This window comes from Rathayibacter sp. AY1B5 (assembly GCF_002932795.1).
Lineage (GTDB): Bacteria > Actinomycetota > Actinomycetes > Actinomycetales > Microbacteriaceae > Rathayibacter.
In genome coordinates, this window is the sequence record NZ_PSWM01000025.1 from 1 (window position 1) to 14,014 (window position 14,014).

The window sequence follows — 14,014 nt, forward strand, 5'->3', positions numbered from 1 at the left end:
CGCGATCCGCCGCTCCGGCATGGGCTGGACGTTCCTCCGCGACAACCTCTACCTCGACTTCCTGCCCGCGATGCTCGGCGAGGACGGCGCGATCCGCGGCGAATCGACCCCACCCCTCTCCCGTCGCGAGCTCCGCGAGCGCGAGCGCGCTCTGGCCCTCGCCTCCGACGTCTCGCTGGCGAGCGGCTCCGATGACCTCCTCGCGGCTCCCACGGCGGAGCAGCTGCGCGAGGCGGAGCGACGCGTCGCCTCGGTCCGCAGCGCCCCGGCCCCCGTCCCCGCACCGCGCGCGACGCCGCTCCGGCCCGTGCGCCGGGCCCGGGTCGGCGGACTCGTCGCCCTCTCGTTCGTCGCGGCCATCGTCGCGGCGACGTCGCTGCCGGCCACGTCGCTCCTGACCGCGGAGGACGTGCAGGCGCAGGGCCTCTCGACCCCCTTCGGCGCCGACGCCCGCCGCGGCGCGCAGTCGTTCGTCGCCGGCGAGGTCAGCGCCGAGACGGTCGCCCGCGACGGGTTCGGCGTGCAGGAGCGCAAGACGCAGACCAACGTCGCCGACATCGTCCGCACTTCCGACACCGGCTTCACGAACGATCCGAACGCGTCGATCCAGTGGCCCTTCGCCGTCGGCGTGCCGGTGGGCGACCGCTTCGGCTACCGCAACTGCGCGGGCTGCTCGGTGAACCACGGCGGCACCGACTTCAACCCGGGCGACGGCTCGCCCATCCAGGCGATCGCCGACGGCGTCGTGCGCACGGTCATCGACGGCGAAGGCTCGCTCGGCGTGCACGTGATCGTCGACCACGAGATCGACGGGCAGCTGGTCTCGAGCGTGTACGCGCACATGCAGCACGGCTCGGCGGCCGTGAACGAGGGCGACCCGGTCAAGGTCGGCCAGCTGCTCGGGCTGGTGGGCACGACCGGCATGTCGACCGGCCCGCACCTGCACTTCGAGATCCGCCTCGACGGCGTGACGAAGGTCGACTCCTACCTGTGGCTGAAGGCCAACGCCGGGCGCTGACGTCGGCAGGACTCGCGTGCGGTGTGCAGGGCCGTGTGCGGTCTCGCGTGCGGTGTGCAGGGCCGTGTGCGGTCTGCAGGTGATCTGAGCGTGATCGTCCGCATCTCCAGCCGCGCCGCTCGCTGAGGCGTTCTTCCCCTGCAGACGGCACCGCTGCTTCCTGCAGACGGCACCGCCTCGTGCAGATGGCACCACATCCTGCAGACGGCACCGCATCCTGCAGACGGCACCGCTGCCTCCTGCAGATGGCACCGCCTCCTGCAGACGGCACTCTCTCCTGCAGTCGGCACGGCCTCCTGCAGATCGCACGCAGCCCCCGCGGAGCCGACGCGCCGGCTACTCCGCGCGCAGCCAGACCGTGGTGTCGGCGGGCAGCGCCGGCTCGTGCAACTCCTCCGAGCACAGCACCACGGAGCCGACGGGCAGCTCGACCGGAGCCTCGCCGAGGTTCGCGATCACCGTGACGGCTCCGTTGCGGAACGCCACGACGTCCTCCGGGTAGCCCTCGAGCCACTCGACGGCGCCCGAGCCCAGGTCCTCGGCGCGGCGCACGGCGAGCAGGGACCGGTACAGCTCGAGCGTCGAGCCCGCGACACCGCGCTGGCGGTCGCGGGCGAGCGGCGCCCAGTCGCCGGGCTGCGGCAGCCAGGAGTCGCCGGAGCCGCTGAAGCCGTACGCGGGCGCGTCCGCCTCCCACGGGATCGGCACCCGGCAGCCGTCGCGGCCGTAGCGCTCGCCGCCGGTGCGGAACCAGGTCGGGTCCTGACGCGCCGAGTCCGGCAGGTCGATCGCCTCGGGGAGCCCGAGCTCCTCGCCCTGGTAGACGTAGGCGGATCCGGGGAGCGCGAGCATGAGGGCGGTCGCGGCGCGAGCGCGGCGCAGCCCCAGGACGGGGTCGGGGAGTCCGGGCGTGCGCGGGCCGATGCCGTAGCCCTGCGGGTTGTCGGACGTCAGGGCCAGGCGGCTCGCGTGGCGCACGACGTCGTGGTTCGACAGCACCCAGGTCGACGGGGCGCCGACCGCGGCGAAGGCTTCGACGGAGGAGTCGATGATGTCGCGGAGGGCGGGTGCGCTCCACGGGGTCTCGAGGTAGGCGAAGTTGAAGGCCTGGTGCATCTCGTCGGGGCGGACCCAGCGGGCGAGCTTCGAGAGCGGCTGCACCCACGCCTCGGCGCAGAGCACGCGGTCGTCCGGGTACTCGGCGAGCAGGGAGTGCCAGTCGCGGTAGATCTCGTGGACGCCGTCCTGGGCCCAGTAGGGGGCGGTGGCGGGCTCCGCGCCGTCGGCGGGCGCGACTCCGCCCATCGACCCGCTGTCGGCGGGCGGCGTGTAGTCGGGCAGACCCTCGGCCTTGATCATCCCGTGCGCCACGTCGACGCGGAAGCCGTCGACGCCGCGGTCGAGCCAGAAGCGGAGGACCTCGCGGAAGCGCTCGCGCACCCACTCGTTCGTCCAGTCGAAGTCGGGCTGCGAGGTGTCGAAGAGGTGAAGGTACCACTGACCGGCCGAGCCGTCGGGCTCCATGACGCGGGTCCACGCGGGGCCGCCGAAGACCGACTCCCAGTTGTTCGGGGGCAGCTCGCCCGACTCGCCCCGGCCGTCGCGGAACAGGTAGCGCGCCCGCTCGGCGCTGCCCGCGGGAGCGGCGAGCGCCTCCTGGAACCAGCGGTGGGCGCTGGAGGAGTGGTTGGGGACGAGGTCGACGATGATCCGGATTCCCAGGGCGTGAGCGCGGGCCAGCATCGCGTCGAAGTCGGCGAGGGTGCCGAAGAGCGGATCGACGTCGCAGTAGTCGGCGACGTCGTAGCCCGCGTCCTTCTGCGGCGAGGTCATGAAGGGGGAGAGCCAGATCGCGTCGACGCCGAGCTCGGCGAGGCTCTCGAGGCGCGAGGCGATCCCGGGCAGGTCGCCGATGCCGTCGCCGTCCGCGTCCGCGAAGGAGCGCGGGTAGATCTGGTAGATGACGGCGGTGCGCCACCACTCGGCTCCCCGGCGGTGCTCGGCCTCGGAGTCGGGGCCGGGGGAGTTCTCGGGCGCGCCGGAGAGAGCGGAGTCCAGGGTCATGGGCCGAGTTTATCGGGCGGCCCGGGGGCGCCGGGGGCACGCCCCCCGCCGTCCCGTACAGTCGACGGGTGATGGATGAGACGCCGGACGAGGCCCGGGCCCGACGCCGACGGGCGCTGCTGTGGGTGGTGCCGGTTCTGGTGCTGCTCGTCGGCGGCCTGGTCGCCGTCACCCTCGCGATCGGCGGATTCGCCCTGCGCAGCATGACCGGCGCGACCGCCGTGCAGCTCGTCCTCGCCGCCTAGGCGGTCGCGGCCGGGCCGTCCTCGTCCTCGGGCGGCGGTGCGGAGGAGGTCCGTGCCCGCTCCTCGGACGCGTGCGCGGTCTCGGGCCCGGTGGCGCGGGCCTGCTCGTCGGCGCGGGTGACCGCCTCGGCGAGCTCGTCGGCGACGAGGTGGCCGGGGGAGACGGCCTCGGCCCGGTAGGCGGCCCGGCCCACCATGTGCGCCGAGACGGGCACGGTCAGCAGCTGGAAGCCGATCACCAGCACGATCGTCCCCGCTGCGGCGAAGCCGGGGTTCCGGATGGCGACCGCGAGCATCACGCAGATCAGGCCGAGCACCTGAGGCTTCGTGCCCGCGTGCATCCGGGACAGCAGGTCGTCGAAGCGCAGCAGGCCGATGGCGGCGACGAGCGAGAGCAGGGCGCCGGCGACGAGCAGCACCGCGGTCAGGACGTCGAAGAACAGGTCCATGTCAGTCCTCCTCGCGGTTGGCCATGAACTTGGCGACGCTGATCGAGCCGAAGACGGCGAAGAGCGCGAGCCCGAGCACGACGGGCAGGGTCCGCGCGTGGTGGTTGACGGCCATCTCGGCGCCGATCCCGCAGATGATCGTCGCGACGAGCACGTCGGCCGCGACGACGCGGTCCAGAACGGAGGGTCCACGGAGGATCCGCACGAGTGCGAGCAGGCAGGCGGCGCCGAACACCGGCACCAGGATCCAGATCAGCCAGTCGATCACCGGACCACCCCCGCCCCGGCCTCGATCGGCCGGTTCACCCTCTGCACGTCCTCGCGGGAGCCGATGGCGCGGACGATGCGGGCCTCGGTCTCGAGGACGGTCCGGCGCACCTCGTCGATGCGCTCGCCCTCGTCGTGGAGGACGCCGAGCACGTGCAGGTAGAGCACGTTCTTCTGGGGGTCGACGTCGATCACGAGCGAGCCGGGGACGAGGGTCACCGCCTCGGTGGTCCAGACCAGCATCCCCTCGGAGCGGCTCCGCAGGTGCACGGCGACGATGGCGTTGTGCACCGGCACCGGCAGGGTGAGGATCTGCCACGAGACCCGGACCGAGGCGACCGCGATGTCGTAGACGAGCCGCGCGAGGAAGACCAGCACGAACCACGGGTTGATGCGGTTCGAGAACTCGACCGGCGGCAGGTAGAACACCCGGGTGATCAGCAGGGCGACCAGGAAGCCGGTGACGATCGACAGCACTGAGACGTCGTCCCAGAGCAGCACCCAGATGCCGACGAGAGTCACGAACATCGCGACGCGGTTCCAGATGTCGACGCGGCGGCGGGGGCTCATCGCGGCCCCTCCTCTCCGAAGGACGAGTCGCGGTAGACGGTCGCGATGTAGGTCGCGGGGTCGGCGACCGCGGTCGCCGCGCGCTCGCTCGCGTCGTAGAGGGGACCGGCACCGACGGTCAGCACGACGCCGACCACGACCATCCCCGCGGTGGCCAGCACCATCATCGGCGGCGAGTGGCGGGTGCGGATGCTGCCCGTGTCGTGGGGGTCCTCCTGCAGCTGGTCGATCAGGGGCGACTCGTAGCCGGGCACCTCCTCCTGGCGGCGCCAGAAGACCATGTTCCAGACGCGCGCGACGGCGTAGAGGGTCAGGAGCGAGGTCACGGCCCCGGCGGCGATGACGGCCCAGATCAGCCATGAGGGCTGATCGACGGCCGACTCCGTGCCGGCGACGAAGAGCCCCACCTTGCCGAGGAAGCCGGTGAACGGCGGGATCCCGCCGAGGTTCATCGCGGGGATGAAGTAGAGCAGCGCCAGCAGCGGCGAGGCCTTGAGCAGCCCGCCGAGGCGCAGGATCGAGGTGGTGCCGCCGACGCGCTCGATCAGGCCGGTCGCGAGGAACAGCGTCGTCTGCACGGTGATGTGGTGGATGACGTAGAAGATCGTCGCCGCGTAGCCGGCCGGGGTGCCCACAGCGATCCCGAACACCATGTAGCCGATGTGCGAGACCAGCGTGAAGGACAGCATCCGCTTGATGTCGGCCTGCGCGACCGCGCCGAGGATGCCGACGATCAGCGTCAGCAGCGCCACTACCAGCAGCACCTCGCTCAGCCTCCCGCCCGGGAAGAGCAGGGTCTCGGTGCGGATCAGCGCGTACACGCCGACCTTGGTGAGGAGTCCGGCGAAGACGGCGGTGACCGGCGCCGGCGCCGTGGGGTACGAGTCCGGGAGCCAGAACGAGAGGGGGAACACGGCCGCCTTGATCCCGAAGCCCAGCAGCAGCACCACGTGGAGCACCAGCTGCACGTCGGCGGGGAGCTCGGCGATGCGGATCGAGAGCTGCGCCATGTTGACCGTGCCGGTGGCGCCGTAGAGCAGGCCGATGGCCGAGAGGAAGAAGACGCTCGAGACCAGGCTGACGACCACGTAGGTCGTGCCGGCGCGGATCCGCGGCGCGGTGCCGCCCAGGGTGATCAGCACGTAGCTCGCGGCCAGCAGGATCTCGAAGCCGACGTAGAGGTTGAAGAGGTCGCCCGCGACGAAGGCGTTGAGGATGCCCGCCGAGAGGATCAGGTAGGTCGGGTGGAAGATCGTGACCGGCGTCTCGCGGTTGCCGTCGACGAGGCCCTGGCCGACCGAGAACAGCAGGACGCCGAGCAGGGTGATCGAGGTGATCACGAGCATCAGCGCGGCGAGCGGATCGACGACCAGCACGATGCCCCACGGCGGCTCCCAGCCGCCCACGTAGACCGCGCTGCCGCCTCCGTCGCCGGTGAGGACCAGCACGAGCATCACCGAGGAGATCACCAGCACGCTCGAGAGCGTCACGATGTTCACGGTGATCTGCGCGCGCCGGTGGCGTCCGAGGATCAGCGCGACGGCCGCTCCCAGGAGGGGGAGGGTGACGACGAGCGGGATCAGGGCGTTCATCGGTCCTCCTTCCTGTCGTCGGTCATGGCGCTCTCCCCGTGCTTGGCGGCGGTGCCCTCGTCGCTGGACTCGAGCAGGACGTCGAGCGCCCGGTCGTCGGCGGTGGTCTGGGCCGAGATGCCCGCAGCGTCCTCGCGGACCGAGGCGTCGGTCTCGTCGTCCTCCACCTGGTCGGCGTTGGCGAGGCGCCAGCGCCGGTAGATCATCGCGAGCAGGAAGGCGGACACCCCGAAGGTGATCACGATCGCCGTGAGGATCAGCGCCTGCGGCAGCGGGTCGGCCATCTCGGCGGCGATCTGCTCGTAGGAGCGCCCGTCGTCGGTGACGAACGGCGCGATGCCAGAGCGGCCGGCCATCAGCAGGATGAGGATGTTGGTCGCGTTCCCGACGAGCAGGAACCCGATCAGGATGCGGGTGAGGCTGCGCTCGAGCATCTGGTAGACGCCGGCCGCGTACATCACCGCCATCACGACGACGAGGACGAGGGTGATGCTCATGCGCCGTCCCCCCTGCCCGGCCCGCCGACGACGGTGGCGCCGGTGGGGAGCGAGGTCTCGAGCCCGTCGACGGTGCCCTGGCCGGGGCCGGGGGTGCTGTCCGTCGAGTGCGTGACGCCGTCGCCCGAGGGGGAGCCCTGCTCGGCCTCCTCGCCGTGGCGGTCGACCTCGCCGCCGAGGCTGCGGAGGATGTCGAGGGCGAGGCCGATCACGATCAGGTACACCCCGATGTCGAAGAGGGTGGACGTGCCCAGGTGGAGCTCGCCCAGCACCGGCACCTCGAGGTCGAGCCAGCTCGACTCGAGGACCTCGAGGCCGAAGGCCAGGGAGGAGACGGCGGTGCCGACGGCGAAGAAGAGCCCGAGTCCGAGGACCTTGCCGGCGTCGATCGGCGCGGCCTCGCCGAGCTCGAAGCGGCCGCCGGCGAGGTAGCGCGCGACGAGGGCGAGTCCGGCGAGCAGACCGCCCGCGAAGCCTCCGCCCGGGGTGTTGTGGCCGGTGAAGAGCAGGTAGACCGACACGATCATCGCGGGGTGGAAGAGCAGGCGCACCAGCACCTCGAGCACGATCGAGCGGTTCTCCGGCCGCAGCGTGCGTCCGGCGACGAGCCAGGAGCCGCGGTCGCCGTCGCGCTCGGCGTCGGCGGAGGAGGCGGTCAGGTCCATCGCGCGCTCGCGGCGGTCGTCCGCGCTCTGCGACTCGAGGCGGGGTGCGCCTCCGGCCCGGCTGGAGAGGAAGATCAGGCTCGCGACGCCGGTGGCGACCACGACGAGGACCGAGATCTCGCCCATCGTGTCCCAGGCGCGGATGTCGACGAGCAGGACGTTGACGATGTTGCGGCCCTTGCCCTCCTCGTAGGCGAGGCGGGGCAGCTCGGCCGAGATCGGCGTCGCGGTCCGGGCGCCGAGGGCGATGGTGGCGGCGAGGGCCATGACCGCTCCGACGGCGATGCCGATGACAGCGCGCAGGCGCTTGCGCATCGGCTGGTGCTTCGCGGCGATGCGGGTCGGGAGGCGGCGCAGGACCAGGACGAAGACCACGAGGGTCACCGTCTCGATCAGCGCCTGGGTGAGGGCGAGGTCGGGCGCGCCCTGCAGGGCGAAGAGGGCGACCATCCCGTAGCCGGTGGCGCCGGCGAGCAGCACGGCGGCGACGCGGTTGCGGGCGATCGCGCACAGCACCGCTGCGAGGATCATCACGGCCGCGACCGCGAGCTGGCCCGGGCTGTCCCAGAAGACGAGGTCGCCCGGCCAGGTGCGGTTGAGGGCGGCCGCACCGCCGACGCCGAGGACGAAGACCGCGAAGATCACCGTCAGGTAGCGGGGAAGCGAGCCGCGCTGGACGAACTCCGTGACCGTGCTGGCGACGCTGTCGAGCCAGCGGACGGTGGCCCAGTAGCCCTCGGCGGAGTCGATCCGGTTGGGCAGCATCGACTGGGCGCGCGCGACGGCGACGCGCTTGGCGAAGAGCAGGAGTCCGACGGCGATCACGAGGGCGCTGAGTGCCAGCGCGGGCTCGAAGCCGTGCCAGAGCGCGAGGTGGTAGCCGCCGTGGTCGGAGGCCTCCGCTGCGGCGGCCGGCTCCGGATCGGCGTCCGGGGCGGCGGAGCGGAGGGTGTCCGCGTAGACGGCGACGAGCGGGTCGAGGACGGAGGCGGCGATCCCGCCGATCACGCTGGCGGCCGCCAGCAGCACCGGGGCGGCGGTGAAGGTCCACGGCTCGGCGTGCAGGTGCGTGTCCTCGAGCCCCTTCTTGCGGGCGAAGGCGCCCCAGAAGAAGCGGGCGGAGTAAGCCGCGGTGAGGATCGAGCCGAGGACGAGGCCGACGAGCGCGACCCAGGCCCAGAACGAGCCCTGCTCGATCGCCGAGATCAGGCTCGTGAACACGGCCTCCTTGGCGACGAAGCCCAGCAGCGGCGGGATGCCCGCCATCGACAGCACGCCGACGAGGGCCGCGCCCGCGAGCACCGGCGCCTGCCGGCCCAGGCCGCTGAGCTTGCGGAGGTCGCGCGTGCCGGCGCGGTGGTCGACGATGCCGACGGTGAGGAAGAGCAGCGCCTTGAAGAGGGCGTGGGCGACGAGCAGGGTCAGCCCGGCCAGCGCGGCGTCGCGCGAGCCGAAGCCGACGGCGACGGTCAGGAAGCCGAGCTGGCTGACGGTGCCGTAGGCCAGCACGAGCTTGAGGTCGTACTGCCGGAGCGAGCGCCAGCCGCCGACGAGCATCGTCCAGACGCCGACGCTCACCACCACGGGCAGCCAGACGGAGTCGTCGGCGAAGCCCGGCGCTAGGCGCGCGACGAGGTAGATGCCCGCCTTCACCATCGCGGCGGCGTGCAGGTAGGCGCTGACCGGCGTCGGAGCGGCCATCGCGGCCGGCAGCCAGAAGTGGAACGGCACCAGGGCCGACTTCGAGAACGCGCCGAGCAGCACGAGCACCAGCGCCGTCGACACGATCGGGCCGGAGGGGGCGGCGGCGACGATCCCGGACAGGCTGGTGGTGCCGGCCTGCACGATCAGGACGATGATCCCGACCAGCATCGCCAGCCCGCCGAGAGTCGTGACCAGGAGCGCCTGGAGCCCGGCGCCCCGGCTCTCCTTGCGCCCGCTGTAGTGGCCGATGAGGAGGTAGGAGAGGACGCTCGTCGCCTCCCAGAAGACGAAGAGGATGATCACGTCGTCGGCCGTCACCAGCCCGTACATCACTCCGGCGAACGCGGACAGGAGCGCGGCGAACCGGCCCAGCGAGGGCTCGTCGCGGCTGAAGTACGTCGCGCAGTAGGCCAGGACCAGGGCGCCCACTCCGCTGACCACGAGGGCGAGGACGATCGAGAGCGCGTCCAGGCGGAAGGAGAGGGCGATGTCCAGCGCGGGGATCCACGGCACGGTCTCGCGGATCTCGCCGCCGTCGAGGATCGTCGGCAGGGCGGTCGCGGTGGCGGCGAAGCTCGCGGCCGGGATCAGCGCGAGCGCGTAGAAGGTCTTCGGCCCGAACCGGTCCACCAGCCAGGGGGTCACCACGGCGATCGCGAACGAGATCACGAGGATGAGGAGCATCACATGTTCCTCCCAAGGTGTACCCAGCGCATAAGTCGGTCAAGAATAACGGAGCGCCCTCACGCGGAACCTGAGTACGCGGAGGCTTGACGGCCCCGTCGCGATCCGCCAGGGCCCTAGCGTGGGGAGCATGGCCCGCTCCCTCCTGCCCGACCAGCTCTGCCGACTCCGCGTCCACGACCTCGGGACGGGGGAGTCGACGACCGTCTTCGAATCCGACTCCGTCCTCGTGGAGGCGCCGAACTGGACCCCGGACGGCTCCGCCCTGATCGTCAACGGCGACGGCGGCCTCTTCCGGCTGCCGCTGGAGGGGACGGCAGCGCTCGAGCCGATCCCGCTCGACGGGGTGCCGGCCGAGCTCAACAACGACCACGTGCTCGCCCCGTCCGGCGGGCTCGCCTACGTCTCGGCGCGCGACGGGCACCTCTACGCGGTCGAGCTCGACGGCTCCGCCCCCGCCCGCCGCCTGACCGCCGAGCGCGAGGGCGCACGCTTCAAGCACTACCTGCACGGCGTCTCGCCCGACGGGGCGACCCTCGCGCTGATCGGCGGCGGCGACGCCTCCGGGCGGTGGCGGACCGACGTCTACACGATGCCGGCCGGCGGAGGCGCGCTGACCGCCCTGACCGACGACGAGCCCGCCGACGACGGCGTCGACGTCTCGGCCGACGGCCGCACCCTGGTCTTCAACTCCGAGCGGGCCGGAGGAGGGGCGCAGCTCTTCCGCCTCGGCCTCGACGGCTCCGGGCTCTCCCGCCTGGTCGAGTCGGACACGGTCGACTGGTTCCCGCACGAGTCGCCCGACGGCGCGCACCTGCTCTACCTCGCCTATCCGGAGGGGACGGCCGGGCACCCCGAGAACGTCGACGTCGAGCTGCGGCTGCTCGACCTCCCCGGGCGCGCGACGCTCGAGCCCGGCCGCGTGCTGGAGCGCCTCCACGGCGGGCAGGGGACGATCAACGTCTCCGGCTGGGCGCCGGACTCGACGCGCTTCGCCTACGCCGACTACCCGCGGCGCTGAGAGTCTGAGTCCTTGCCGCGCATGCGCGGGAGGGGGATCGATCGGGGCGGGGAGCGGGTCTTGAATCGGGGGATGAGCATCGACAGCGCAGCATCCTCCTCCGTCACCCGCTCGCCGCTCGGCGACTCCGGCATCGACGTCTTCCCGCTCTCGCTCGGCGGCAACGTCTTCGGCTGGACCGCGGGGCGGCAGACCTCCTTCGACGTCCTCGACGGCTACACGGCCGCGGGCGGCGACTTCATCGACACCGCCGACGCCTACTCCGCCTGGGTCCCGGGCAACACGGGCGGCGAGTCCGAGACGATCATCGGCGAGTGGCTCGCTCAGCGCTCCGGGAACCGCGACGACGTGGTGATCGCGACGAAGGCGGGCCGCCACCCGCAGCTCACCGGCCTCGCGCCCGACATCGTGCGCGCGGCCGCCCGCGCCTCCCTCGAGCGCCTCGGGACCGACCGGATCGACCTCTACTACGCCCACTTCGACGACGAGGCCGTGCCGATGGCCGACATCGCCGCCGTCTTCTCCGAGCTGGTCGACCAGGGCCTGGTCCGCGCGATCGGAGTGTCGAACTTCAGCCCCGAGCGCGTCGCGGAGTGGCTGCGGGTCGCGGGCGAGGAGGGCCTGCACGCGCCCGTCGCCCTCCAGCCGCACTACAACCTCGTGGAGCGCGTGATCGAGGCCGACCTGCTGCCCCTCGCCCGCGAGGCGGGGCTGGCCGTCGTCCCCTACTCCGCTCTGGCGTCCGGCTTCCTGACCGGCAAGTACCGCGACGGCTCGACCCCCGAGGGCCCGCGCGCCGACGGCGCCTCCCGCTACCTCGACGGCCGCGGCCGCCGGGTGCTGGCGGCGCTCGACGCGGCGGCGGAGGCGCACGGAGCCGAGGTGGCGACGGTGGCGCTCGCGTGGCTCCGCTCGCAGCCCGGAGTGGTCGCGCCGATCGCCAGCGCCCGCGTGATGGAGCAGCTGCCGGCGCTGATCGATTCGGCCTCCCTCGAGCTGAGCGCCGAGGAGCTCGCCGCGCTCGACGAGGCGAGCCGGGCGTAGCCGCAGACGGGCGGCCGCGGGGGCGCGTCCCCCGCGGTCATCGACGCTCCGCGGAGGTGCTATCGTCTAACGGTGCCAAATCGCGGGCACGTCCCGAGAGGGGCTGTCAGACCCGCGGGTGCGCCCCCTTAGCTCATTGGTAGAGCACTTCCTTGGTAAGGAAGAGGTAGTGGGTCCGATTCCCACAGGGGGCTCCGTTCCCCGCAGGCCAGGCCTGCGAAGAACGCGCGGCGGGGTAGCTCAGGTGGTTAGAGCACACGGCTCATAATCGTGGTGTCGCGGGTTCAAGTCCCGCTCCCGCTACAGCGAGAAGGCCCCGGTTCGCGCGTCGAGTCGGGGCCTTCGGCGTTCCCGGACCCGCGGACCGCGCGGCCCGCTCAGAGCCAGCCGTTCCGCTCGGCGATCCGCACGGCGTCGGCCCGGTTGCGCGCTCCGGTCTTGCCGATCACCGCCGAGAGGTGGTTCCTGACCGTCCCGGGGGAGAGGTGCAGCATCCGCGCGAGGTCGGCGATCGATCCGCCGGTACGCGCGGCGGCGAGCACATCGGCCTCCCGCTCGGTCAGCGGTGTGCCCCCCTGCGCCAGCGACTCCGCTGCGAGGGCGGGGTCCACCACGCGCAGCCCCTGCCCGACCCGGCGCACGGCGTCGGCCAGCCGGGCGGACGGGGTGTCCTTCACCACGAAGCCCGAGGCCCCCGCCTGCATCGCCCGGGTGAGGTAGCCGGGGCGGCCGAAGGTCGTCACGATCAGCACGCGGCAGGACGGCAGCGCATCGCGGAGGAGTGCGGCGGCGGCGATCCCGTCCAGGCCCGGCATCTCGATGTCGAGCAGCGCGACGTCCGGCGTCGAGGCGATCGCCGCCGCGACCACCTCGTCTCCGCGGCCGACCTCCGCGACGACGTCGATGTCCGGCTCCAGGGAGAGCAGAGCGGCGAGGGCGCCCCGCACCAGCGCCTGGTCGTCCGCGATCAGGAGCCGCAGGGCGCTCAACGTCCGCCTCCTGGGAGCGATGCCGTCAGGCGGAAGCCGCCGAGCTCGCTCCGTCCGACGGAGAGCCGTCCGCCCGCCGCCTCGACGCGCTCGCGCAGCCCCGCCAGCCCGGTCGAGCCGGTCCCGGCCGCCTGAGGACCCGCTCCGTCGTCGGCGATCTCGACCTCGCAGGCGGTGAGACGGATGCGGCAGCGCGAGGCTCCCGAATGGCGGACGACGTTGGTCGCTCCCTCCCGGATCACCCAGCCCACCAGCTCGCGGTGCTGCGGGAGCACGGTGTCGGTGGAGGAGGGCAGCTCGGCGGTGATCCCCGCTGCGGTCAGAGCGCCGCGCGCGGCCGCCAGCGCCCCGCTCGCCGTCGTGGCGCGGAAGCCCGAGACGGTCGCGCGGACGTCGGCGAGGGCGCCCCGGGCGAGGGTCTCCACGTCCGCGATCTCGGCGCGGGCCCGTTCGGGGTCGGCGTCGAGGACGCGTCCGGCCAGCTCGGACTTGACGGTGATGACCGTCAGCGAATGCCCCAGGATGTCGTGGATGTCGCGGGCCACCCGGCTCCGCTCGCGCTCGGCCGTCAGCACCTCCAGCTCGGCCCGGGTCTCACGGAGCTGGTTCACGGTGGCGATCGTGCGCGCGAAGGTGGCCATCATCAGCGAGATGGAGAGGATGATCACGGGCACCACGAACGCGGTCTCGGTGACGCCGTCGCTCTCGAGGCGGACGGCGAGCGTCACGAGCGCGAGAGCTCCGACGAGGACCACGGTGAGGCGCCAGGTGAACACGCACATGCCCACGAGGACCCCGACGTAGGTCCAGAGCCCGGTCACGTCGCGGCCGAGCCACGGGAGGAGCGTGAAGGAGAAGGCGAGCAGCCCGAGGCAGATCAGCAGCCGGCCCCGGGTCGCCAGGGTCCAGGCGAGCGGCGGGGCGACGAGGAACCCGGCGCTGAACGCGGCGATGAGGACGACGCCGGCGACGCGGCCGGGCCACTCCGGGTCGTCGAGGACCGACGGCACGGTCGAGTACACCCAGAAGAGCGAGAAGACGGCGCCGGTGTACCAGCGCAGCGCTCGCGGCGTCCACAGCGCCGTGCGCAGGGTCGCGCCCGGATCGGCGCCCGCCGCGGCCGGGCGGATCGGCCAGCCGGGCTCGCCGTGTCCGGAGGCGGTGGTGCTGCTCACGCGCTCACCCTAGGACCGAGGCGGCCCGCG

Annotated in this window: 13 protein-coding genes and 2 tRNA genes; 6 read left to right on the forward strand and 9 right to left on the reverse strand. The window is 72.7% G+C overall.

Annotated elements, in window-relative coordinates:
• Nucleotides 1–1,018: M23 family metallopeptidase (locus C5D44_RS14080; protein ID WP_104282033.1), on the forward strand; the 1,018-nt coding region annotated here is incomplete at its 5' end.
• 336 nt (nt 1,019–1,354) lie between these two features.
• Here the strand turns inward: C5D44_RS14080 and C5D44_RS14085 are convergent.
• Nucleotides 1,355–3,082 (reverse strand): glycoside hydrolase family 13 protein, encoded by a 1,728-nt coding sequence (locus C5D44_RS14085; protein WP_104282034.1) that lies wholly within the window; start codon nt 3,080–3,082, stop codon nt 1,355–1,357.
• Between the two features lie 68 nt (nt 3,083–3,150).
• On the opposite strand from C5D44_RS14085, the gene C5D44_RS18145 reads away from it, so the two are divergent.
• Complete coding sequence (locus C5D44_RS18145) at nt 3,151–3,327, forward strand: hypothetical protein (protein ID WP_181110031.1); 177 nt, start codon at nt 3,151–3,153, stop codon at nt 3,325–3,327.
• Here the strand turns inward: C5D44_RS18145 and mnhG are convergent.
• The 6 genes from mnhG to C5D44_RS14115 are packed head-to-tail and all read right to left on the reverse strand — an operon-like array spanning nt 3,324 to nt 9,755.
• Nucleotides 3,324–3,776, reverse strand: a complete 453-nt coding sequence (gene mnhG, locus C5D44_RS14090) for a monovalent cation/H(+) antiporter subunit G (RefSeq protein ID WP_104282035.1) — start codon at nt 3,774–3,776, stop codon at nt 3,324–3,326. The genes C5D44_RS18145 and mnhG overlap by 4 nt on opposite strands.
• A gap of 1 nt (nt 3,777) precedes the next feature.
• Nucleotides 3,778–4,044 carry a monovalent cation/H+ antiporter complex subunit F gene (locus C5D44_RS14095; RefSeq protein WP_308470821.1) on the reverse strand — a complete coding sequence of 89 codons (267 nt, stop codon included), beginning with the start codon at nt 4,042–4,044 and terminating at the stop codon, nt 3,778–3,780.
• Nucleotides 4,041–4,613: a Na+/H+ antiporter subunit E gene (locus tag C5D44_RS14100; protein ID WP_104277348.1), complete on the reverse strand. Its 573-nt coding sequence runs from the start codon at nt 4,611–4,613 to the stop codon at nt 4,041–4,043. Before C5D44_RS14100 ends, C5D44_RS14095 begins: the two co-directional genes overlap by 4 nt.
• Nucleotides 4,610–6,205 carry a Na+/H+ antiporter subunit D gene (locus C5D44_RS14105; protein ID WP_104277349.1) on the reverse strand — a complete coding sequence of 532 codons (1,596 nt, stop codon included), beginning with the start codon at nt 6,203–6,205 and terminating at the stop codon, nt 4,610–4,612. The genes C5D44_RS14100 and C5D44_RS14105 overlap by 4 nt, the downstream gene beginning before the upstream one ends.
• Complete coding sequence (locus tag C5D44_RS14110; RefSeq protein WP_104223614.1) at nt 6,202–6,702, reverse strand: Na(+)/H(+) antiporter subunit C; 501 nt, start codon at nt 6,700–6,702, stop codon at nt 6,202–6,204. The genes C5D44_RS14105 and C5D44_RS14110 overlap by 4 nt, the downstream gene beginning before the upstream one ends.
• Complete coding sequence (locus C5D44_RS14115; RefSeq protein WP_104282036.1) at nt 6,699–9,755, reverse strand: Na+/H+ antiporter subunit A; 3,057 nt, start codon at nt 9,753–9,755, stop codon at nt 6,699–6,701. Before C5D44_RS14115 ends, C5D44_RS14110 begins: the two co-directional genes overlap by 4 nt.
• A 130-nt stretch (nt 9,756–9,885) precedes the next feature.
• On the opposite strand from C5D44_RS14115, the gene C5D44_RS14120 reads away from it, so the two are divergent.
• The 4 genes from C5D44_RS14120 to C5D44_RS14135 all read left to right on the forward strand — a co-directional run bounded on the left by C5D44_RS14120 (nt 9,886) and on the right by C5D44_RS14135 (nt 12,123).
• Complete coding sequence (locus C5D44_RS14120; protein WP_104282037.1) at nt 9,886–10,776, forward strand: PD40 domain-containing protein; 891 nt, start codon at nt 9,886–9,888, stop codon at nt 10,774–10,776.
• A 72-nt stretch (nt 10,777–10,848) separates the two neighbouring features.
• Complete coding sequence (locus C5D44_RS14125) at nt 10,849–11,820, forward strand: aldo/keto reductase (protein WP_104282038.1); 972 nt, start codon at nt 10,849–10,851, stop codon at nt 11,818–11,820.
• 122 nt (nt 11,821–11,942) lie between these two features.
• A tRNA-Thr gene (locus C5D44_RS14130) sits at nt 11,943–12,014 on the forward strand.
• A 35-nt stretch (nt 12,015–12,049) separates the two neighbouring features.
• Nucleotides 12,050–12,123: transfer RNA gene (locus C5D44_RS14135), tRNA-Met, on the forward strand.
• Between the two features lie 74 nt (nt 12,124–12,197).
• Here C5D44_RS14135 and C5D44_RS14140 read toward each other — a convergent pair.
• Complete coding sequence (locus tag C5D44_RS14140) at nt 12,198–12,809, reverse strand: response regulator (protein ID WP_104277353.1); 612 nt, start codon at nt 12,807–12,809, stop codon at nt 12,198–12,200.
• Nucleotides 12,806–13,984 (reverse strand): sensor histidine kinase, encoded by a 1,179-nt coding sequence (locus C5D44_RS14145; protein ID WP_258065116.1) that lies wholly within the window; start codon nt 13,982–13,984, stop codon nt 12,806–12,808. The genes C5D44_RS14140 and C5D44_RS14145 overlap by 4 nt, the downstream gene beginning before the upstream one ends.
• Between the last annotated feature and the right edge of the window lie 30 nt (nt 13,985–14,014).

Bases quoted from the DNA above. Each gene is read 5' to 3' on its own strand.
- C5D44_RS14085 (WP_104282034.1), bottom strand. From the start codon at position 3,082: ATGACCCTGGACTCCGCTCTCTCCGGCGCGCCCGAGAACTCCCCCGGC.
- mnhG (WP_104282035.1), bottom strand. From the start codon at position 3,776: ATGGACCTGTTCTTCGACGTCCTGACCGCGGTGCTGCTCGTCGCCGGC.
- C5D44_RS14100 (WP_104277348.1), bottom strand. From the start codon at position 4,613: ATGAGCCCCCGCCGCCGCGTCGACATCTGGAACCGCGTCGCGATGTTC.
- C5D44_RS14105 (WP_104277349.1), bottom strand. From the start codon at position 6,205: ATGAACGCCCTGATCCCGCTCGTCGTCACCCTCCCCCTCCTGGGAGCG.
- C5D44_RS14110 (WP_104223614.1), bottom strand. From the start codon at position 6,702: ATGAGCATCACCCTCGTCCTCGTCGTCGTGATGGCGGTGATGTACGCG.
- C5D44_RS14115 (WP_104282036.1), bottom strand. From the start codon at position 9,755: ATGCTCCTCATCCTCGTGATCTCGTTCGCGATCGCCGTGGTGACCCCC.
- C5D44_RS14120 (WP_104282037.1), top strand. From the start codon at position 9,886: ATGGCCCGCTCCCTCCTGCCCGACCAGCTCTGCCGACTCCGCGTCCAC.
- C5D44_RS14125 (WP_104282038.1), top strand. From the start codon at position 10,849: ATGAGCATCGACAGCGCAGCATCCTCCTCCGTCACCCGCTCGCCGCTC.